General features: G+C 47.2%; 19 protein-coding genes. 8 read left to right on the top strand and 11 right to left on the bottom strand.

Features of this window, described 5'->3' with window-relative positions:
* Positions 1-23: 23 nt before the first annotated feature.
* Both EKG38_RS06745 and EKG38_RS06740 read right to left on the bottom strand, forming a co-directional pair.
* Positions 24-407 (bottom strand): VOC family protein, encoded by a 384-nt coding sequence (locus tag EKG38_RS06745; RefSeq protein ID WP_126519526.1) that lies wholly within the window; start codon positions 405-407, stop codon positions 24-26.
* A 142-nt stretch (positions 408-549) separates the two neighbouring features.
* Positions 550-1,227 carry a DUF4386 family protein gene (locus EKG38_RS06740; RefSeq protein ID WP_126519828.1) on the bottom strand — a complete coding sequence of 226 codons (678 nt, stop codon included), beginning with the start codon at positions 1,225-1,227 and terminating at the stop codon, positions 550-552.
* Positions 1,228-1,472: 245 nt separating this feature from the next.
* Between EKG38_RS06740 and EKG38_RS06735 the strand changes: the two genes are divergently transcribed.
* Positions 1,473-2,207 (top strand): protein-L-isoaspartate(D-aspartate) O-methyltransferase, encoded by a 735-nt coding sequence (locus EKG38_RS06735; RefSeq protein ID WP_126519525.1) that lies wholly within the window; start codon positions 1,473-1,475, stop codon positions 2,205-2,207.
* Positions 2,207-4,627 carry a spermidine synthase family protein gene (locus EKG38_RS06730; protein ID WP_126519524.1) on the top strand — a complete coding sequence of 807 codons (2,421 nt, stop codon included), beginning with the start codon at positions 2,207-2,209 and terminating at the stop codon, positions 4,625-4,627. The genes EKG38_RS06735 and EKG38_RS06730 overlap by 1 nt, the downstream gene beginning before the upstream one ends.
* Before the next feature lies 1 nt (position 4,628).
* Here the strand turns inward: EKG38_RS06730 and EKG38_RS06725 are convergent, their stop codons facing one another.
* The gene (locus EKG38_RS06725) at positions 4,629-5,153 is read right to left on the bottom strand and encodes a GNAT family N-acetyltransferase (protein ID WP_126519523.1); all 525 of its coding nucleotides are present in this window, start codon (positions 5,151-5,153) and stop codon (positions 4,629-4,631) included.
* 279 nt (positions 5,154-5,432) lie between these two features.
* On the opposite strand from EKG38_RS06725, the gene EKG38_RS06720 reads away from it, so the two are divergent.
* On the top strand, positions 5,433-5,945 hold the full coding sequence (locus EKG38_RS06720; protein WP_126519522.1) for a MerR family transcriptional regulator: 513 nt from the start codon (positions 5,433-5,435) through the stop codon (positions 5,943-5,945).
* 109 nt (positions 5,946-6,054) lie between these two features.
* Here EKG38_RS06720 and EKG38_RS06715 read toward each other — a convergent pair whose 3' ends face one another.
* The 6 genes from EKG38_RS06715 to EKG38_RS06690 all read right to left on the bottom strand — a co-directional run bounded on the left by EKG38_RS06715 (position 6,055) and on the right by EKG38_RS06690 (position 13,571).
* Positions 6,055-6,591, bottom strand: a complete 537-nt coding sequence (locus tag EKG38_RS06715) for a GNAT family N-acetyltransferase (RefSeq protein ID WP_126519521.1) — start codon at positions 6,589-6,591, stop codon at positions 6,055-6,057.
* Positions 6,592-6,667: 76 nt separating this feature from the next.
* Positions 6,668-7,021: a tRNA-binding protein gene (locus EKG38_RS06710; protein WP_126519520.1), complete on the bottom strand. Its 354-nt coding sequence runs from the start codon at positions 7,019-7,021 to the stop codon at positions 6,668-6,670.
* A gap of 271 nt (positions 7,022-7,292) precedes the next feature.
* On the bottom strand, positions 7,293-8,273 hold the full coding sequence (locus tag EKG38_RS06705; protein ID WP_126519519.1) for a transposase: 981 nt from the start codon (positions 8,271-8,273) through the stop codon (positions 7,293-7,295).
* Between the two features lie 337 nt (positions 8,274-8,610).
* Positions 8,611-8,988 carry a hypothetical protein gene (locus EKG38_RS06700; protein ID WP_126519518.1) on the bottom strand — a complete coding sequence of 126 codons (378 nt, stop codon included), beginning with the start codon at positions 8,986-8,988 and terminating at the stop codon, positions 8,611-8,613.
* Positions 8,989-9,249: 261 nt separating this feature from the next.
* The gene (locus EKG38_RS06695; RefSeq protein ID WP_126519517.1) at positions 9,250-11,331 is read right to left on the bottom strand and encodes a DmsC/YnfH family molybdoenzyme membrane anchor subunit; all 2,082 of its coding nucleotides are present in this window, start codon (positions 11,329-11,331) and stop codon (positions 9,250-9,252) included.
* A gap of 35 nt (positions 11,332-11,366) precedes the next feature.
* A complete protein-coding gene (locus EKG38_RS06690; RefSeq protein ID WP_126519516.1) occupies positions 11,367-13,571 on the bottom strand; it encodes a molybdopterin oxidoreductase family protein in 2,205 nt (734 codons plus the stop codon).
* 281 nt (positions 13,572-13,852) lie between these two features.
* Here EKG38_RS06690 and eco point away from each other — a divergent pair, with 281 nt between their 5' ends.
* The 4 genes from eco (at position 13,853) to EKG38_RS06670 (ending at position 18,247) form a co-directional block, all read left to right on the top strand.
* Positions 13,853-14,440 carry a serine protease inhibitor ecotin gene (eco, locus tag EKG38_RS06685; protein WP_126519515.1) on the top strand — a complete coding sequence of 196 codons (588 nt, stop codon included), beginning with the start codon at positions 13,853-13,855 and terminating at the stop codon, positions 14,438-14,440.
* Positions 14,441-14,698: 258 nt separating this feature from the next.
* Positions 14,699-15,121, top strand: a complete 423-nt coding sequence (locus tag EKG38_RS06680) for a DUF3568 domain-containing protein (protein ID WP_126519514.1) — start codon at positions 14,699-14,701, stop codon at positions 15,119-15,121.
* 554 nt (positions 15,122-15,675) lie between these two features.
* Positions 15,676-16,941: a cytosine permease gene (gene codB / locus EKG38_RS06675; RefSeq protein WP_126519513.1), complete on the top strand. Its 1,266-nt coding sequence runs from the start codon at positions 15,676-15,678 to the stop codon at positions 16,939-16,941.
* Positions 16,942-16,951: 10 nt separating this feature from the next.
* A complete protein-coding gene (locus tag EKG38_RS06670) occupies positions 16,952-18,247 on the top strand; it encodes a cytosine deaminase (RefSeq protein ID WP_126519512.1) in 1,296 nt (431 codons plus the stop codon).
* A 182-nt stretch (positions 18,248-18,429) separates the two neighbouring features.
* Here the strand turns inward: EKG38_RS06670 and nrdD are convergent, their stop codons facing one another.
* Entirely contained in the window at positions 18,430-20,229 is a 1,800-nt protein-coding gene (nrdD, locus tag EKG38_RS06665) for an anaerobic ribonucleoside-triphosphate reductase (RefSeq protein ID WP_126519511.1), read from the bottom strand.
* Positions 20,230-20,241: 12 nt separating this feature from the next.
* The gene (gene nrdG / locus EKG38_RS06660) at positions 20,242-20,694 is read right to left on the bottom strand and encodes an anaerobic ribonucleoside-triphosphate reductase activating protein (RefSeq protein ID WP_126519510.1); all 453 of its coding nucleotides are present in this window, start codon (positions 20,692-20,694) and stop codon (positions 20,242-20,244) included.
* 178 nt (positions 20,695-20,872) lie between these two features.
* On the opposite strand from nrdG, the gene EKG38_RS06655 reads away from it, so the two are divergent.
* Positions 20,873-21,127, top strand: coding sequence for a hypothetical protein (locus EKG38_RS06655; protein WP_126519509.1), 255 nt, complete (start codon positions 20,873-20,875; stop codon positions 21,125-21,127).
* Position 21,128 lies beyond the last annotated feature (1 nt).

The following is a 21,128-nucleotide window of genomic DNA, read 5'->3' as shown; positions in this document are numbered from 1 at the left end:
TTACATTTTCATGTAAGTCAGCGTTAGCCAAGCTTAGACCACAATCCCACTTTATTGCCTTCGCTGTCGATAAAGATACTCATGAATCCACACTCCCCCCCTTTAATCGGGGTTACGGGCAGCAGCACCTTAACCTCAGCCAGATGCAGCTTCTCAACCAGTGACGTTAGCTTATCGCTGAGATGCAGATATAGTAGGCTTCCGTCGGTGCCGGGCTTCATCATCTCATGCTTAACCAAGCCAATACTGGCCGCTTCGCTCTCTTCGGTTTCCAGTATGGCCATCTCCATGCCATCCATGGTCTCGCGGGTAAAACTCACATTAAAATTTGTCTCGTAGAAATTGACGGCTCGGTCCATATTGTCGACGGCTATCTCGCCCCAAACCAAAGGTGCTTGTTGTAACATAATACTCTCCTTGTTGAATGAATAACTCACCAACAAGAATACGCCCGCCCTACTGACAGCATAGTGTCAGTAGGGTTTGAAAATAGTAAAAGTGAGTAGCTGAAAATGTAGCAAAAGACTAATACCCAATTTAGCCTGGCACTTACCGGGCCGGCTCAACGACACTGGCCCCTGCGAGCTCCGGTGACTTGACTAACATAACCACTCCCAGCCAAGCGAACCACAGGATCTGGCCTAAGCCAAAAACCTCTGTCAGTATCTCGGCTGGATAGATAGTAAAAATTCCGGCCAGACCGATAAACACGCCAAGGTAGTTAAGTAGTTTATGAAACTCATTGGCTCTTAAGGCAGCAAGACTCAACAGGAGTACCCAGAGCCCGCCAACAATTTCATTTCCTCCGCCCAGAGCTTCGACTAGTGTGTTAATGACCAACCAGATAGTCATAGCTTGCTTTGGATCATCAGCAGAGATCTCAATCGCCACTCCTAAGCCGATATTTGCGATCATTCCACTGGCAATGACTAAACCCACCCAAACGATGCCAAATATCGAAGCTAGCTGTGAAAGAGCCGGGGCCTTGTCTTTAACTCTTTGATAAAGAGCCAAGACCAGTACCGCCAGAAAAATTCCAAATAGGACGTACATAGCCAAATTAAACAGAGATAGGATTAGTTGGTTGTCAGCCAGGAAAGTAAACTGTTGTACTGCATTCGCATCCGCGGGAAATTCCCATATCGCACCAAAAAACACAAAAGCCGATATATAAATAACAGCCTCGAAAAGTGCTGCAACGCCCCCTATCTTCTGTAGGCTATTCATCACTCAATTTCCTTATGATTTGAAAACCTATCTAAGCTAACACTTATTTATGTATTACACCTTTATCTATATGTAACAAAACCTAATGTCTCAAGCCCCCTGAGACTCGAGTCCTATATCGGCGGATAAAACTCCTGCTTTGAACCATCAAAAGAGTAACAAGCGGCGAACCTTTCTATTAAACGTTTATTCTTCCTATACTCAATAGTGATTGGGTTATGTCATAACCCTGTAGGGAGTGCGCCATGGGTAAATTACTGTTTCTGTTTATTACCCTTCTCATATTCGGACAACAGAGCATTGCGGCATTACCCGCGGGTGACTCCGAAAAATATCTCCGCGCCAGGGAGAAGATGGTGCAAAATCAGCTCAGCACACGCGACATTACAGACAAGAGAGTGCTGGCGGCAATGAAAGCAATTCCCAGACACCTCTTTGTACCGGACCTACTGGTTTTCAAAGCCTATACAGACTCTCCCCTGCCGATCGGTGAAGGACAGACCATTTCACAGCCCTATATTGTTGCCCTGATGACAGAGCTACTCGAACTCACTGGCAGTGAAAGAGTGCTCGAGATTGGAACCGGCTCCGGATACCAGGCGGCGGTGCTTTCCCAGGTCGCAAAAGAGGTGTTCACCATTGAGATCAAGGAAAAACTCTGCACTAAGGCCGGCAAGCTTCTGAACTCTCTGGGTTATGCCAATATTCAGGCCCGCTGCGGTGACGGCTACTTCGGCTGGAAAAAGGAGGCGCCCTTCGATGCGATTATGATCACCGCCGCCGTGGATCACGTCCCTCCCCCCCTTCTGGCGCAGCTCAAAGACGGAGGGCGGCTGGTGCTTCCTCTGGGAAATCCCTTCAGCTATCAGAACCTGGTGCTGGTCACCAGAAAGGGGGATGACTATAGGGTTTGGCAGATCTCCGGTGTTCTTTTTGTTCCCATGACCGGACATGCATTGAAGGACATCGGGGAAAAGTAATGGTTCTCGCGGCCGTCTTCCTTGTATCCCTCTCCTCTCTCGCCTTCGAGGTACTTCTGGCAAGGATCTTCTCGATCAGCCAGTGGAATCACCTCTCTTTTATGGTGATCAGCATAGCGCTTTTCGGCTTTGCCGCCAGCGGCACATTGTTGAGCATTCTCGATTCAAGGAAGAAGGAGTGGATAAATCACTTTGCCTCAGAGGAATCGACATCGACTTTAGTGCTTCTCTACAGCTGCTCAACACTTATCTCCTTTATTATTCTAAACAAACTTCCCCTTGACTACTTCAGGCTTTCACTGGAGTCGATTCAGGCCTTTTACCTTTTTATCAGCTATACGCTTCTGGCCATTCCATTTTTTTTCGCAGGTTTTATTGTGCTGGCAGCTTATCTGCAGCAGCCGGAAAAAACAGGTATAACCTACTTTGCCAGCATGGCTGGCTCGGCTCTGGGAGCAGTTATCCCCTCCCTGTTTCTGCCTTTTATCGGAGAGGGAAAACTCGTGATATCCCTTGCGCTACTCCCTTTGTGTTATCTAGCTGCTGCCGCTTTTATAAAGAGTAAAAAAATTATCGGGCGCCGTTCTCGAGTCCGGAGTCTGATTTCCCCCCTGATCAGTGTCTGTGCTATTGGACTGGCTGCGGCTCTGCTTCTCACCCCATGGGGCGGCGCGCTGGTGACTGTCACCCCTTCACCCTATAAATCACTGAGCCAGCTCCTGCAGTTTCCCCACTCGACAGTAACGGATTCGGTGAGCAGCATAACCGGCAGAATAGAAACCGCAACCAGCCCCTATATCCGTTACGCACCGGGACTCAGCCTCAAATACAGCGGCGACCTGCCCGTGCAGAAATCTATTTTCCGGGACGGAGACGAGCAGCTGGTTCTCTATGGAGAAGAGGGCAAACCAGAGCCGTTCGGGTTTGCGGATTTCGTCCTGCCGGCGGTAGGCTACAAGCTTGTAACTTCCCCCAAAAGTGCACTTCTTATCCTCAAGGGCGGAGGAACCAGCATACCCGCAGCCCTTGCAGCAAGAGTCCCACAGCTGTCTGTTATTCATGAGAGTCCAAATATAGCCCGAGCCATAGGGGAACATTACAACCTGCCCGCCACAGCCGAAAATCCTCGAATATTTCTCAAACAGTCCCAGAGAAGATACGACATCATCCATCTGGAAAACTGGGGAACATCACTTCCCGGCTCGGCGGCGCTCAGCCAGGAGTATCTTTTCACCACACAGGCCTTCAACGAATACCTGGATCACCTTTCCGACAAGGGGCTGATCATTATTTCGCGCAAACTCCTTCTTCCTCCTTCCGATTCGATCCGTCTTTTTTCCACGGCAATGCAGGTTCTGCGGGATCGCGGTGAAAAAAATCCACAGCATCACCTTGTTCTATTAAGAAACTGGGGGATCTTCACGCTGATCATCAGCAAAAATCCTATTCAAAACAGGGATATTCCAATGGAGTTTGCTGAAAAGCTAAATTTCGACATCGTCTATATCCGGGATATGCAGGCTTCTCTTGCCAATCGCTTCAATATTTCCGAGCTCCCCCATCATTACCTTGCTATCGATCAGCTGATCCGGCATTACAGTGAAAAAAGAGAAAAACAATTCTTCGAGGATTATCTGCTGGATACGGCACCGCAGGATGACGACCGGCCGTTTCCCGGCCGCTATATCAAGTGGGACAGGCTGGGGGATCTATACCGGAGCATGGGAAGCCGACCCTATTCTATGCTTCTTTCAGGCGAGGTTGTCGTTGCCGTGGTCTTTTTCGAGGCATTGGCCGTCGCAGCCCTGTTATTACTTCTGCCCAGACTCCTGACCAGAGGGAGAAAAGAGAAGGTTCCTGTAGCGCAGAAGATCTATTTTTTCTCCATCGGGGCGGGCTTTATGTTCGTGGAGATCTATTTTATCAAGGCCTATATCCTGCTCTTCTCCAACCCGGTGATAAGCTTTACCCTCGTCCTGGCCGGTATTCTGCTCTCTTCCGGAATCGGCGGGTGGTGGTCTCAGAAAATGGGGAGAGATGCCGTTATCTACTCTCTTACGAGCCTCTGCCCGGTGCTCCTTGGGATTGTTATCTTTATGGATCTGATTCTCGATTACCTTCTGGGCTTACCCGAACTCCTTCGCTATCTTTCTGCCCTGCTTTTACTGCTTGTGCCGGGCATTTTGATGGGAGTGCCGTTCGCCCTGGGGATGCGCAGTCTCCTTACAACACCTCTGCAGCGAGCCTATGCCTGGGCGATGAACGGATGCGCCTCGGTCCTCACCTCCATTGCTGCGGCCGGACTCGCCCTGCATTCCGGCATCCCCGCCATTATGCTCTGCGCAGCGGCATTTTACCTGTTAGCGGCACTTTGTTCGAAAAAAGCCAGAACCAAGAAGCGTCCTGAATCAAGCTGTTGAATCACTTTAAACTGTTATTTCGCAACCAAACATCTTTATGAAGTTCATATTTCAGCCACTCCTCACCCGACTCAGTGAAACTCGAATCAAATTGCATGCCTAGCTTTTGAATCAACAGATGGGACGCCTGGTTATCCTTCATGGCTCTGGCGGTGACCCTGTCGACGCCATAGCGATTAAATGCTAACTCCAAAGCAGCTTTGGCTGACTCGAACGCATAGCCCCGATGCCAGAATCTTTGCATCAATCGAAATCCGATATCCACCTCACCGGTTTCTGCTGACCGCCTCAGCCCACAAAATCCCATATATTCATTCGAATTTTTCAGATAAACAGACCAACGACCAAAGCCATTCTTTTCATACTGTTCATAGTTCCGAATAAACCTAGATACTTCACTGTGGCTTTTAAACGGCTTATCACCCGTATATTTAAGTACTTGCGGGTCAAGGTTCAGGTCAAAAAAACCGGCAACATCATCCAAAGAAAACTCTCTAAGCACTAATCGCTCTGTTTCCGCTATCATCCCCTCTCCCTTAACCTAATGCCCTGTTTGGTGAAAATGCCGCTACGTCCTCATCAATACCTGATATAAATGTTCTACCGACGAAAGCGCTCTCAAAAAAATGGTTCAACTTACCTATCTTTTTGAACTATCGAGCCGACCGAGACAGCCATACCTTGTTATTACATAAGTACGTATAGCTAGTTGATGATAAAATTTAAAGCACTATATTGATTTTCATTTGACCCGTCTATAGGTTCAGGGTTGATGATAGCTCTTCGACAGGCAACTGGTGACTTTATGCTTACAGTAACTCAGCTTGCCCGGAAATGTGGTATTTCCAGGGCAACTATCCTCTATTACGAGAGAGAAAATCTGCTAACGCCTACACTCCGCTCGGATAATGGATATCGATGGTATGGCGATAGTGAGATTGAGCGATTGAAGACCATCGTCTCTTATCGTTCCTATGGGATACCTGTAGCCAATATCGGCACCTTGCTGGATCGTAATCAAGGTCTGTCTCAGGCTCAGATTTTAAGAGATCACTTCAATGAGTTGGAAAAAGAGATAGCCCTTCTAAGAGATCAGCAGAAAGCCATTGTTGCTTTACTGCAAGAGCCAAAATTACTGGAGGAATACATGGTAACTAAAGAGCGTTGGGTAGAGATAATGAAAGCATCCGGATTTGATGAGCTGGCGATGCGCACCTGGCATCAAAACTTTGAAAATATGGAGCCTGAAGAACACCAAAAATTCCTGGAATCACTGGGTATTAATGATGAAGAGATAGCCGCGATAAGAAAGCTGTAAACTAACAGCCTCAGGGACGAGGCATACTCACGCCGTCAAAACAAACAGCGAGTCGCTCCATCCGTCTCGACAGCAAGACGTTGAATACCCAATTTTGTTTTTCGAGCACTTACCAATATTCAGGGTTATTCAATGCCTCTACGCAATAGGAGTTGCCGATTATGGGTTCAAACGCTTCACCCACCAATGATTGACCCAGCCATCCTTCCGGGTAAGTCATCTTTAAAGGGGCCTTAGCTAATTTCTCGGTGATGGGGTTAAAACCGACTTTGGAGTAGAAATTAGGGTCTCCATAGGTAAAGACGACTCCAACTCCACGGTCTTTTAGGTGGTTAATGCCAAATCGAATCAGTTTCTGGCCAACCCCCTTTCCTTGATAGCTGGTGTGTATGGCTACCGGTGAGAGCAGAAAAGCATTGGCCCCACTTTCAAATACCAACCTGGTAAAGACAATACTACCAACGATCTGCTCATCTTCGATAGCAATGAAGCCATAAAGGTCTTGAGGATCGGTTTCCATCAATAACTCATAGGCTAAGTTTCCTATCAGCAAGCCTTCTGACTCACCTTCTGAGTCTGAAAATACCTGAGTGAACAGCTGCTTAATTTCTGCAATATGACTTGAGCTATATGTTAAAAGCTTCATTTATTGACCTTTATGTTCCTTAAACGCCTTGCTAGCTGTTTGAGCAGTTCAATAGGCTCTTTCACACAAATTAGGCTTACCCTGCTCGACTTCCATTTAGCATTACACTTTCCGGCATAGCTAAGCAAGGATTGAGCTTATCTTCATAACCAATATCAAATAACATACCTTGAGATAGATCTCCCGCCATTTTTCTTTCCGGAAGGTTCACCACAAATAAAGCTTGCTTACCCTCGATTTCTTGAGGGTTTTCCCGTTCTTGTTTAATACCGGCAAGAATGGAACGAGTATGGTCCCCAAAATCGACCATGAGCTTCATTAATTTATCTGACTTGGTGACTTCTAAAACCGAAGTAATAGTACCGACTCGTATATCCAATTTTGCAAAATCTTCGAAAGCTATCAGTTCCTTGATAGGAGATGGATTCATGGGTCATTCCTTAATAGTTCTGAATTGAGCCTAACGCTGCACTAACAACAACTAAGGCAACAACTAAGACATCCATTGTTAATCTCGTAGCTTCTCATCATTAGATAGGACTTATTGGATGACTTTCAGCATTCGTTGCAATGGAAAACTGTTTTCTCAACTAAATATCCAACTATCTGTAAAATATCGGCTATTTAGTTGAAATGCAAACACTCAAAAAGCCAAACTGCTGTCTGGTTAATGGTATCGCTATCGTTTTTTGTTGCTGTTGTTATGCGCTATCAAGCCATCGGTGACAGTTGGCTGCCCCTTGCCTTCGCTTGCGCTCTAAATGTTCGCAATACGCATCAAGTTCTTGAAGGGTCCCTACGGGGCCTTTAAATAGTTTGGTAAACTCACTGGTCATTTTCAGCCAGTTTTCTTGAGGAATATTGAGTCTGTTCAGTAGTTGTTGTGAGCTTTGGCTAATCGCTCCACGCTTATCATCTCTGATGATGCGTCCTGTATCATCAACAAGTTGCAGGTAATCTTTGGCATTAAACATCAGGCCTTTAGGCAACTCTTTACGCTCGTTCCCAACAAAGGGCAGCAGTGATGTGGGCTGTTCACCTTTCATGGCTGCTTTGATGCGTTTTTGAATACTGGTAAAGTCTGAAGTATCTGGTGTCTTGGCTATTTTTACTCGAATAGGATTAAGGTCAACGTAAGCCATACAGGCCAATACAGCAGTTTCATCTAGCAGCGCTTGGGACTTGAACCTTCCCTCCCAAAATCTGCCTTTACACTTGTCCTCAGCATTGGCTTTACGCGCGATAGGCTCGTTCAATGCTCGCATAAACCACGAGATGTCCATTAGCCTTAGACGGTACTCTTTTACCCGTTTATTGATGATAATCTGTTGATATGATTCAAGTATTTCGCCTTTAACAAAGTCATAATTAAGGCTATCGCCTTTGAAAAGCTTTTGCCATTGAGTCACCACATCCCTATCTGACCAGTGTCGAACCAACTCATCATCGACCCTTAGCACTAAATGTAGATGATTACTCATTACGGCATAAGCACAGATATCAATAGCGAATACAGAAGCCAATTCTAACAGCCGACTTTCAACCCAATCGCGCCTATGCTCATAAGATTGACCCGTGTAACGATCGACTCCACACAAAAAAGCCTTTCGAACACAACGAGATATACAGTGATAATATGGAGTGTCTTCCAAACTAACTAATGCTTTCCTTGGTGTCGGCATAACAAACCCTCCTCAACAACTCTCACTAAAGCTTAGTCAAGGGATCTGTCTCTGACAATTTTGGGTGTCTTTGTTACTTTCTTTGTTACTTTTACTTGGTTTTAGTTACTGCTTACGGCCAAGCCTATCTCTCTGGCGTGCTGCTCGAAACCTTTGTTTTTCCAAAAAAGCGCCGGGCATGGTCGTTGGAATGGCTAGGTTATAGAACAGTGCCCTGTTAGTTGTGTTTGCGAAATAACCGACGAAATAGATGAGTTTGCTTATTGATTTAAATTTGGCAGCAAAAATAGACAAATAGTAAGACTCGCCTGTTGACTTGCGGTAGGCTCATATGTGTTTATGCACAATCCAGTTTCTGTTTAATTAACTGTTCGAGTTTTTCTGAATCACTATTTAGGTATACTGGAATGTCCACTTTACCCACTATTAATGTCTCAAACACCCTTCGCCAGGTCGAAGAAACTTCTAAGCCAGCCGCTACACAATTAAGCTTACCTAGGTTTTGATAAGAGTTAATTAACTCCTCAACAGCTTCCGGAGTTAAACCGGCAATATTTTTAGGATGCTCTAGTAAAGCCCACGGTTTATCATGCGGAGCAATCGAAGCTATTTTCTTATGTAACTGAATAATTCCTTGTTCATTGAACCCTCCTGAAGGGAAAACATGAACAATATTATTCATAAGTTCAATTTTATATTCTCCATGAGGTTTCATATTCGCTCCTAAGCCTGATAAATCTATACATAGATAAGTATAATGCGCGTTTATCATCTCCGACCAGTAAAAAGCGTGCACTGGCTTTCCTTTGGTTCTCAAACGGTTACTTCATTTCGTCCAGATAACTTTACATGATTCTTTATTATCCATTTCACTATGAGCTGCATGCATTCGCTCATTGAATAAGAAGCCTGCCATCTAGTTCAACTCAATAACTAGGCAACGGTTTTATATCCGCTTATTCAGGCAAGCTCAGGCTTAATGGGCCAGTGGTGCAACCCCGGTAGCGGGATTATCGGCTAAACCTATGTCTCTGGCATGTTGCTCAAAACCTTTGTTTTTCCAGAAAAAGGCTCCGGGCATGGTCGTTGGGATCACTAAGTTATAAAACAGCGCCCTGCCTATCACCACCGTAACCAGATTAATCAGGCTTAAGCTTGCCCACACAATGAGATAAACCGATTCATCTACTATCGATTGATTCGCCAGAGACTCACTCACTTCAAAGAAGCCCCCGAATATCAGCAGGCCGCTCGCGGCGAGAATATTAACCGCCAGTAACGCGTTGCGTAGCTGGTAGGTTTTACCGAAAGTGGTGCACTGGATGTAATGCGCGGCGCCGCCTTCATCTTCACTGCGGTTAAGTGTCCGGTTGTGCCCCCAGAGCCCCACGGCTTCGATAACCAGTCCAACCAAAAACACCGCGCCATATGACTCCATCGCACCTTGCAGAGGAAGCGACTCAACACCGAGTGAGATAAGCATCACCACACCGCTCACCATGGCTCCCAGAGATAAACTGTTGCCCACAAAGCTGGTCGCCGTCTGCCAATGGTTCCAGAATGGCCTCGCCTTAATTTGGTAACACTGGTTCATGTAATACAGGCCCGCTAATCCCGAAGCGCTAGCCAATAGCCCGGTGATAACGACGACACTCTCAAGGGGCAGAGTTGCCACCAGCGAAGATAACTCTGATTCTAGTCCTAAACCTAAGCTGGCCAGCATTGTATTTACCCCGATATTGGATGGTGCGAGAAGCAATGCGGTAAGCCCCAGAAAGGCCGAAAACAGCGCTAAGCCAAGCCCTTCACGACTCATGGGCGAGTAACGCAGGTTATTGAAGCCGCGATAGAAACGAAAGGGCCTACCCAGATGTGTCACGCTCATAAACAGGCCCATCGATGTCATCCCTAACGACAAGAGCACCAAGGGCAGAAAGAGGTTCGATGCCATAAACTGCTTAAAGCTTTCTACGCCCAATAAAGCACCTGAAAAAGGGATGATAAAGGTGCCCAGCGCCGCCTGCACCAGCAGAGTAAACAGGACCAGCGGGTTCTCGCGGCTGTTTAGCTTAGGTAGGTTCCAATGCATTTTCTTACCGTTTTTTTGGTCTACCACTGGCTTATACTGACCATCGCTCCCTTTGCGGTATTTAACCGGCATATCATCGGTGCGGCTCATCTCCTCCGGCAACGATTTGGTTTGCTGAAAACGAATATTTGGCTGAGTGATCTCGGGCGATGGAAAACCCGGAATACTGGTTTTGCACTGCTCACGATTTTCGGGTGTATTTTCTATCACACCGAAATCCAGCGCATTACCCACACAGGCCGACACACAGGCGGGCTTTAACCCCACCTCGAGGCGGTCGACACACATGTTGCACTTAGAGACCCGTCCCTGAACCGGATCCAGCTGCGGGGCATTGTAAGGACACACCCAAGTGCAGTATCCGCAACCGAAACAGGTTTCAGGGTCTTGCAAGACGGCCCCATACTCGGCGTGTTTAGTGTAGGCCCGCGTTGGACACCCTTTCAGACAGACCGGGTCGTCACAGTGGTTACAGGCCATAGAGATATTCATCCGCTTATAATCGGGGTAGGAACCGCCTTCGACGTAACCCACGGAGCGAAATGCCAGATGAGCGGGATTATCATTTTTCTCCGAGCAGGCCGACTCACAGGCGTGACAGCCGATGCAGTTATCGGCGGTAAAGAAGAAGCCATGTTGCTTGTTACGATCCCGATTCGTACCGACCTCAGGATTACCGTTAATAAACAAGGATCGCCCCGCCGGGTTATCGGTCAACTCCACCAGATCGATTCGTTTGCCATAACGGTTTTCGATTTCGCTCTTATTCCCGGGATCGGGCTCTGGCAGATAGGCATAGGCCTGCTCCTGGGTGCGCACTTCCCAATGGTTGGAGCGCCCCTTCTGCTCCTGTTCGACTTCGGGTTGATTTGATGCAGCTTTGGTCGTTTTCTCGGGCATATATACACCCACATCTCCATCCTTTGGAGATACCAGCTCTGTTGCGCCTTCAATGGTCGTTCTGCTCATATGTCGTTCCTTAAATTCGCCCGGTTTTTATCACGTTAAAACGTGCGTCGCTCTGCATTGATACGTGCGGCCTCGGCCTGACAGATAGGCTCGATGCGGGTAGTGCACTGCTTAAATGCCGGCTGCCTCGAATGAGGATCGAGCAGTCCGAGGGTTAAGCGGTTCACGCAGTCATGAAAATGAAACGGGATAAACACCATGTTGCGCGGTACTCGCTGGGTCAGCTGCACCAGTACAACGGCGTCGCCACGGCGGCTGGTGAGACGAACATAGGTTTGGTGCTCGATGCCCAAGGCCTGCGCTGCATCGGGGTTCATCTCCATGTAAGCGGTTGGACTGAACTTATTGCAGTTGCCTATTTTTCCGGTGCGGGTGCGGGTATGAAAATGCTCTACCACACGGCCACTGTTGAGCCAGAATGGGTATGCCTGACAGGGCTGCTCGTTATTGTTATAAAAGGCGATGGGCAGCAGGTTGGCTTTACCGCTGGGAGTCGGAAAAATACCGTCGCTGTAGAGTCTCGCGCTCCCCTTCAGGCCGACCTCATACTCTCGATAGGGCCACTGGATCCCTTTGGCTGCCTCCAATTTGGCGTAGCTCATGCCTGAAATATCTAACAGCCTCGGCTGACCATTGCCTAATCTGCCCTTTGAGAGGTATTTCATCTCTTCGAACGCCCCTTCCGGCGTCTCGGGAAAATGGACCATCTGACCATTATCGAACCGCTTAGCCATCTGATTGAAGATCCAAAAATCCGGCTTGGCGTTTTTATAGGGGGGCATCACATTGTTAATAAGATTGACCCGGCGCTCAGTATTGGTGTGCACCCCCTCCTTTTCGGCCCAGACCGAAGCGGGAAGATAGACGTGAGAATATTGGTTGGTTTCCACATCTTGATAGACATCCTGGATCACCAGAAAATCCAGTTTCTCCAGCGCCTTTCTAATGCGCGCGGTATTGGGCATAGAGGTCATGGGGTTGGTCGCGACGATCCACAATCCCTTTATCTCGCCGGTTTCGATGGCAGCAAAAATGTCGGTTTGTGAGAGACCCCGTTGCTTGGGAAAGAACTCTGGATCTATGCCCCAAAATTCGGCGATCTCATTCCTGTCAGCCTCATTTTCAAGGTAACGATAGCCGGGCAGCCCGGAGCAAGATGACCATTCACGCGTCCCCATGGCATTACACTGGCCCGTTATCGACAGGCTGGTCCCCCCCGGCTTACCTATATTACCGGTCACCATATTCAGGTTATTAATGTTGACAACGCCATCTGAGCCATGGGTCGATTGGTTAATGCCCATGGTCCAGATGCTCATGGCCGCCGGCGCCTTTGCGTAGATGCGGGCCACATTACGTATGGTGTCTTCATCGATACCGCACACATGCTGCGCCTGCTTAGGGTTGTAGTCCTGAACCAGCGCCTTAACCTCATCGAAACCTTGAGTATGGGCATCGATATAGCTCTGGTCTTGCAGGCCTTCGTTGATGATCACATGCATCATGGCGTTGATCAGCACGCAATCCGTGCCCGGTGTGATGGGCAGGTGAATATCGGCAAATTGCGCCAGCATGGTCACGCGGGGGTCAACCACAATTAAGGGGAAGTGACGCTTCTCCAACGCCTCTTTAAGACGCCAATAGATGATGGGATGCTGCTCGGGAAGGTTGGATCCAAAAGCGATTAAACAGTGGGTATGCTCAAAATCATCATAGCAACCCGGCGGTCCGTCGGCGCCGAATGAACGTTTATAACCGCTCACCGCCGATGCCATACATAAGGTGGTGTTACCGTCATAGTTATTGGTGCCGATGACGCCACGGGCTAACTTGCCTAAAGTATAAAACTCCTCGGTCAGCAGCTGACCCGATGAAACAATTGCGAAGGCATCCCTGCCATATTTTTGCTGAATATGTTTTATCTGTTCGGCCGTGGTATCCAGCGCATGATCCCAGGAGGTGGGCTCGAAGGGGTTAAAATGCTTATCCCTAATAAGCGGCTCGGTTCCCCTACCGGGACTATCAAACAGCTCATGCTCAAGAATGCCTTTAATACATAACTTGCCACGATTGACATCAGCGCCGGCATGACCTCGTGTCGTCACTATCTTTTGCTGTTCATCTAAACCTATCTCGATTGAGCAACCCGTAGAGCAATAATTACAGGTGGTGTATTTCCACTCTTTCACCTTCTTGGCGGGTATAGCAATCGGCTTTCTATTCTTGCGACCAAACAACATAATTTCTGCCCCGGATCCAATAAGTTACTCTAGCGAACCAAATGCAGCACTCATGCCATGGAATTTCATTCCTTTAAAAACAATAAGATAAGAAAAATCACATCCGAAAACCTGCTCAAAACCAGTGCCTTCGCCTTAAACTGGTGCAAACCAATAATGAATCAACTGATTTTAAAATCTTGCTAATAAAGATTTTTTTTAAAATAATTAACCCCTTTTCTTTTTTGTGCCGTTTATAAGGTTATCTAAACAAGCACATCTATCTATTTTTTGGAGCATTCATGAACTCATTGACATTAAAAGCCGCTAAGCACGCATTCTCAACAACCGCCTTGGCACTTTCACTTCTTTCATTTAACGCATTGGCAACCAGCCCGGCACATCCAAGTGGACATAATCAGAATATGATCACCACCCAAGCCTTCTCATCGACAGATTATCAACGCCAGGAAGCGACAAAGATGTTCCCAACGCCGGATGAAGGTATGGAGCAGCACATCTTGACCCTGCCGGAACTGAGTGATGAGTCGAACTACATGGTTGAGATACAGATCGGACAAACCAAGATGGTCGATTGTAACCAGCAGATGCTAACGGGTGAGCTTAAGCAGCACTCGGTTAAAGGTTGGGGCTACACCTACTATCAGGTAGATAGCATCAGTGAGGGACCGAGCACACGTATGGCCTGCCTACGTAAAAGTGAAGACAAAGAGGCGTTTGTTCAGATCAGAGACGAGCTAAAGCTTAACTACGATAGCCGCCTGGCTAAGGTCTTCTATCTGCCCAAAGGGAGCGAGCTGAGATACCGCGTATGGAAAGTTGAGAGCCAATTCAATTATTCAAAATCAGCTGTGGCTGACAATAGTTAACGCTCAACGAGCATGATTTCCCCCTTTAGCTTTAATGATCAATTAACGCCATTAAATAATCAAAGCCAAGATAACATCTTGGCTTTGAACAACGTGATAAATATTAAAACCTAACAAAACAAAATACACGCAACACCCACAAATGTAACAAATAGCACTTACCCAGCGTTACAAACAACCTCTACAAAATATTTTTCTGGCCACTCACTTGATGACAATGTATTTTCCACAAACTTACCAGCATATTATTTTATTATCATGAAACGTCTACTTTTAATTATCCTGTTCGCATCACAACTTTCCGGCTGCGCCGGCTTAGGCACTTTAGCCGTTGGCTCAATCATCTATTATACGAGCTCACAACATAAGGTCGCCACGGTCAATATAAAGGCGAAAGCCGATAATGTTTATCGCGTTGCGGTAGATACGATAGAGAACAACACTGAACTTGAGATCACCTCGAAAGATGAGCGAGAAAGAGTGATTGAGCTAGTTAAGGAGACAACTAAAGACTCATATGCTGTCAGCATTAAAATATCAAAACTGGACGCCGAGCATTCTCAGCTAATCCTTGCATCCGATGCCAGTACTGACACTGCCTCCCACATAGAGCCTATGAAACAAGGCATATTCAGGATCTGCAGTGAGTTGAAGGTAGAGTGTCACTTAAGCAAGCAATAATAAAAAGTGATGCCTGTACGGCATTGAATTCGGCATCATGCCGCTGGCCAATTGTTGATAAACGATAGCTAGTGGCTGATTGCAGATGGCTAATTAACGCTGGGAAATTAGCAATTGGTATAGTCCGATAACTCATCGTTAGCGTTGCCGATTAGTCACTCAAGGTTAGCGCTCGACTAATTTCACTCAATATTAGTGCCTAACATTTACCCCCCTACCAAGCAGTTAACAATCGACACTCCATACGCAAGGACTAACAACTCTACCCCAACAAAAACAACCACCACAGCCCATTAGTAACGATAATTACAAATATCACCCTACCGTATTTAACAGGATACGTAATTAAAAACCAAACTTAAAAACCCCCACATACAATACAAAGTATAAACCTGAATTAATATTAAAAACATGATTGACAAATATTCTATTACCACTAGAATACGCGCCGTTTGTCTGAGACTCTATAAAACAAGATCCATATGATTTATTTATAAACGAGAAACGTTCAGGTAAGCCACAATATTTATCCAACAAACCACTGAGGATAACAGATGGCAGGCGACAACAATTATAGTTTAGGGTCGGTTCCGCAATCGGCACGTAAAGGTATTCTCTCTCTCACCATGGTGATGCTGGGATTGACCTTCTTTTCGGCAAGTATGTGGACGGGAGGGACACTGGGAACCGGACTCTCCTTCAATGATTTTATTCTCGCGGTTCTCATCGGTAATTTAATTCTCGGCATTTATACTTCATTTCTTGGTTACATCGGCGCTCAAACTGGTCTCTCAACCCACCTCCTCGCTCGTTACTCCTTCGGTTTAAAAGGCTCCTGGCTTCCCTCTCTTATTCTTGGCGGCACACAAGTTGGTTGGTTCGGTGTTGGGGTCGCCATGTTTGCCATCCCGGTTCATAAGGCGACAGGCATAGACACTAACCTCCTCATCCTTATCTCAGGTCTGCTTATGACCGCCACCGTTTACTTCGGCATTGCCGCCATCATGATCCTCTCCGCCATTGCCGTCCCCGCTATCACCCTGTTCGGCGGTTTCTCGGTACTGCAAGCCGTTGACACTATGGGAGGAATCGATGGGCTCATGGCATTCACACCCGACAAACCCATGGCATTTTCCACGGCGCTGGTGTTAGTGGTTGGCTCTTTTATCTCCGCAGGCACACTGACCGCCGATTTTGTGCGCTTCGGTAAGAAGCCCATGAATGCGGTGTTTGTCACCATGTTCGCCTTTTTCATCGGTAACTCTTTGATGTTTATCTTCGGCGCAGCAGGCGCCGCGGCAACAGGACAGTCCGATATATCTGAGGTGATGATAGCCCAGGGGTTATTGATCCCCGCCATTATCATACTGGGATTGAATATCTGGACCACCAATGACAATGCCCTGTATGCATCGGGATTAGGATTTTCCAACATCACCGGATTACCAAGCCGATACCTCTCTGTCGCCAACGGCATAATTGGCACACTTTGCGCGCTTTGGTTATATAATAACTTCGTCGGTTGGCTCACCTTCCTGTCCGCCGCCATACCGCCAATCGGTGGCATTATCATTGCGGATTTCCTGAGAAACCGCGATAAGTACAAAGACTTTGCCAACGCTCAATTCGAAACGGTTAATTGGGCCGCTATTTCGGGTGTCGTAATCGGGGTTATGGCCGGCCACCTGTTACCGGGCATCGTCCCTATCAATGCCGTCGTCGCAGGGGCGGTAAGCTACCTGTTTTTAGACTCTGTGCTTAAACATAAGACAAACAACAGATCAATAAAATCAACTGATAACACTGCGCCAAATGCATAAGGAAAATACGATGCCAGCTTCAAATATGCTGATCAAAAACGTTAGGCTTCAAGACAAGGATGGTCTGCATCAGATCTTGATTGAAGAGGGAAAATTCCAACGCATAGCTGTGATGACTGAAACCTTAACTCTCAGCGAATCGGCCACCACAGAAATTTTGGATGGTGAAGGCGGCTTAGCTATCGCCCCTTTCTGTGAGCCTCATGTTCACTTAGATACCACCCAAACCGCAGGTGAGCCAAGTTGGAACATTTCAGGCACCCTATTTGAAGGTATCGAGCGTTGGAGCGAACGTAAATCACTGCTCTCTATCGAAGATGTGAAATCCCGTGCGAAGCAGACGCTTAAATGGCAGATAGCCAACGGTATTCAGCATGTTAGAACCCATGTCGATGTATCCGATCCAACCCTTATCGCCCTGAAGGCCATGTTAGAGGTGAAGGAGGAGATGAAGGCGTGGGTCGATATTCAGATTGTCGCCTTCCCACAGGAGGGGATCTTATCTTATCCCAATGGTAAGGAGCTGCTCGAAGAGGCGGTGAGATTAGGGGCCGATGTCATTGGCGCTATCCCCCATTTCGAGTTCACCCGTGAATATGGTGTCGAGTCCCTGCACTATGTGTTCGAACTGGCCCGTAAATATGACAGGCTTATCGATGTCCACTGTGACGAGATAGATGATGAGCAGTCACGTTTCGTCGAGACTGTCGCCGCCCTGGCCCATAAATTTGATATGGGTGAACGTGTCACGGCGAGCCACACCACGGCCATGCACTCCTATAACGGTGCCTATGCGTCTCGCCTGTTCCGTCTGCTTAAGATGTCAGGGATAAACTTTGTGGCCAATCCTCTGGTTAACATTCATCTTCAGGGACGTTTCGACGACTACCCTAAACGCCGTGGCATCACCCGGGTGAAAGAGATGTTAGCCGCAGATATTAATGTCTGCTTCGGCCATGATGATATCTTCGATCCCTGGTACCCTCTTGGCACGGCTAACATGCTACAGGTACTACATATGGGCCTGCATGTGTGTCAGATCATGGGGTACGAGCAGATAAACGACTCCCTGGCCCTTATCAGCAGCAAGTCGGCGCGCACGCTCAATATTCAGAATCAATATGGTATCGAGCCGGGCAAACCCGGTAGCCTGCTCGTTCTCCCCGCAGACAATGGTTTCGATGCCGTTCGCCGTCAGGTGCCGGTGCACTTCTCGATACGTCACGGCAGAGTCTTGGCTCAGACACAGATCGCGACCACACAGATACATCTGACAGAAACCGAAGAGGTTACCTTTCGTCGTTAACCGGCAACAAGTGTCGATGGCAAAGCCATAAAAAAGGACAAGGCGCGATATTATCGATATCGGCCTTGTCCTTTATATTTTGAGTTTGCTTCGATAACATTTCTCAACAAACGGTTATCGCACCTCCCCTAACCAGAAGCAGTGATAAGTAGGCAGTTGCGAATAGCCCGTAACGAGTGCTATTAGCTCACTTTCTGCAATCTGGTTTCTTCACGATGATAGTGCCTCAACGCGTGCTCTTTCTGTCTTGGCTCACTGAAACTTGTGACCTTCTTGAGGTAGCCAATCACCCGCGTAGCCCAGTCGATATCCTGACTGTTGCAGACGCTACAGGCGTGTAAGGTTCGTTTATCTATGTGATTGCAGGCGTTACAGATGGTTACCTTCACATTGGTCGTCCAGTAGTTACACCCCGTCCTTGCCGCTATCTGATAAATCTTGAAGTACTGCTCGGGATCGGGGTTTTCATCCAGATTCAGGTGCAGCGCCGAGCCACCATCAAGAAACTGTGTCAGCTCTTTACCATGAAGCACAAACTTATCCACCAGATTTATCGATTCATCCTCTACCGGATAGAAGTAGGAGTTGTAGCAATCCCGGTTGACCTTGAGGCCGGCTTTTCTGTCCCATTTAGCATTCTTGACGCCTAAGTTTTCGGCCGGGACAAACTCGGTATTAAACTTATAGCCCCAGCGTTTAGTCGCATCTTTATTGGCCTGGTAGATGATCTTAAGCTGGCGCTCTACGAATGCCTTATAGTCGCTGTTATTGCCCGCCACTATGCCTTGAGACTCTGCGGCCTCGACCATACCGTTGATGCCTATGGTTAAGAACTGCTTATCGAGATGAATAAAGCCGGCATCATACACAGGGAGCATGCCGCACGCCTGATAGTGCTCCATCAGTTTGCGGTAGGCCACCTGGTACTTTTGAATCTTTTCAATTTCAACCCGAAGATCTTTACCTTGCTGGATAATTCGACTCAAATTCAGCGTAATAACATTGATAGAGCCCGTCGCAACCCCGCCCGCTCCTAAGGTATAGGAGAAGCTGTTATCGGCGATTTCGTTACGCAGGCGGCAACAGGACGCCAGGGAGTCTGCACTGTCAGACATATAGACAAAGAAGCTATTACCTTTCGACATCTGGTCACTGCAGAACTCGGCAAATTCCACATCCGCCACCCGGCCTTGATTGGTTAACATCGCGGCGGTGACAACGGGGTAAGTCAGCAAGGCCTTCTCTCGCTCTCTGCCAAACCAGTCCATAAAGAAGTGCTGCAGTTTGTTGATCGATTTCCAATTGGGCGCATCGCCATCCGGGAACACAAAATTCTCAAACATGGCATTGAGAAAATTTTCCGAGAACAGAGTAATGTTCCAGAAAACAGACTGATAGCCACGTGCCGCTGCAGGTTGATTCAGACTATAGACCACGTGTTGCAGGTGCGCCTCAATCTTGTCTTTGGCGATGACGGTGTAATCATCACCATAATCCTTACGGGCAAAATGGTCGAAGTAGGTTAAAAACTCAACCGTCGCGACCGCACCGGCAAATTGTGCGCTGACGGCAAATACTAAGTTAACAAAGCAACCGCAAAAAGATTCTAAGTGCAAGGGAGCTAAAGACTCACCACCGAGTTTAGTCAGTCCATCGAGCAACATGGGATAGAGAGACAGGCTCACACAATAGGGCTTTAAAGAACTTTCGTCGTGAGCATAGATCAAGTGCTCATTGATGCTAGCCTCATACTCCTCGGCCAGAGATGAATCGAATAAGGTTGCGATCTGGCGTTTCATCAAACGCCGATTTACCGCAATATTGATATCCTTATTCAGCTCGGTCTCGAGTGTCGCCAAATTTTTACTGCTGACATTGGCGTTGGCATCATACTTAGACCCATCTGCGGCATTAGCGGCATCGATGTAATCTTGTATAAATTGCACTTTCTCTTCGATGAGGGCCGAGGGTATGTTTTCCATTATTTGATATCCTTAATCGTTAATGAATTTATAATTTATTATTTTATTTTGAGCTAAATCGTAAAACTTCTGGTTTGTATCAGGACTATCGAGCCCGCCAACTTGATGATCGAACTCACCGGTTTTGAGGTAATCCAGTTGAGCGTGGATCTCCCGTGCGACCCGCTCTCGTCCTGTGTACAGACAGGTTTTAAATCCCATCGTCTTAGCGAGTGCCAGATACTCGCTTAACTGCTTGGGCTGCCACTCTCCACCAAAGAACAATATACAGCTGACAAAGCCGCGATATTGATTGAGATAGGCCCTGTAACGCTCCTCACTCAGTGGCTCGCCGTACTCTTCATTCCAAAGCTCTGTCGAGTGGCACCCTTTACAGCCAACATCACAACCGGTAATGCTAAACAGCAATGAAATCTCACCGGGAACCTCTTGCATGACAACTTGAGCGGGCAGAGAGTTAAACATACTCACACCTATATATAGTGCCTAAACCAAAAACATACACAAGATATAGTGGTATGTGAATATGCAAAATGGACAACCCTTGATTCTGGTCAAACTTTAATCAAGTATTTTAAGTTTGTTGTGATTTACAGTTTCGAGTGCTTGTGCTTAAGATAAAAAGCAAATAGGAGAGAAAAATATGCAGCGATTTAGCATCACCAGAATCCATACGACTCAAGGCATTTTCAGGATCTCCGGAGAGTGGGCTCAGGCCTGCGATGATAAGGATGAAAACAGGTTGAGAATAGTCAATCTCGATATGATGAGCACGGATGGATGGGTTGAATTAGATATTCAACAAGATAAATGTAGAACGTTAATCGATGAATTAAAGGCTCAGATCCTCCAACATCTGCAGGACAAAACGAAAGCGACGCTGAGCGACAAGACTTAAA

The sequence above is a fragment of the Shewanella canadensis genome (genome assembly GCF_003966225.1).
Lineage (GTDB): Bacteria > Pseudomonadota > Gammaproteobacteria > Enterobacterales > Shewanellaceae > Shewanella > Shewanella canadensis.
This window is presented reverse-complemented; position numbering and strand designations above follow the sequence as displayed.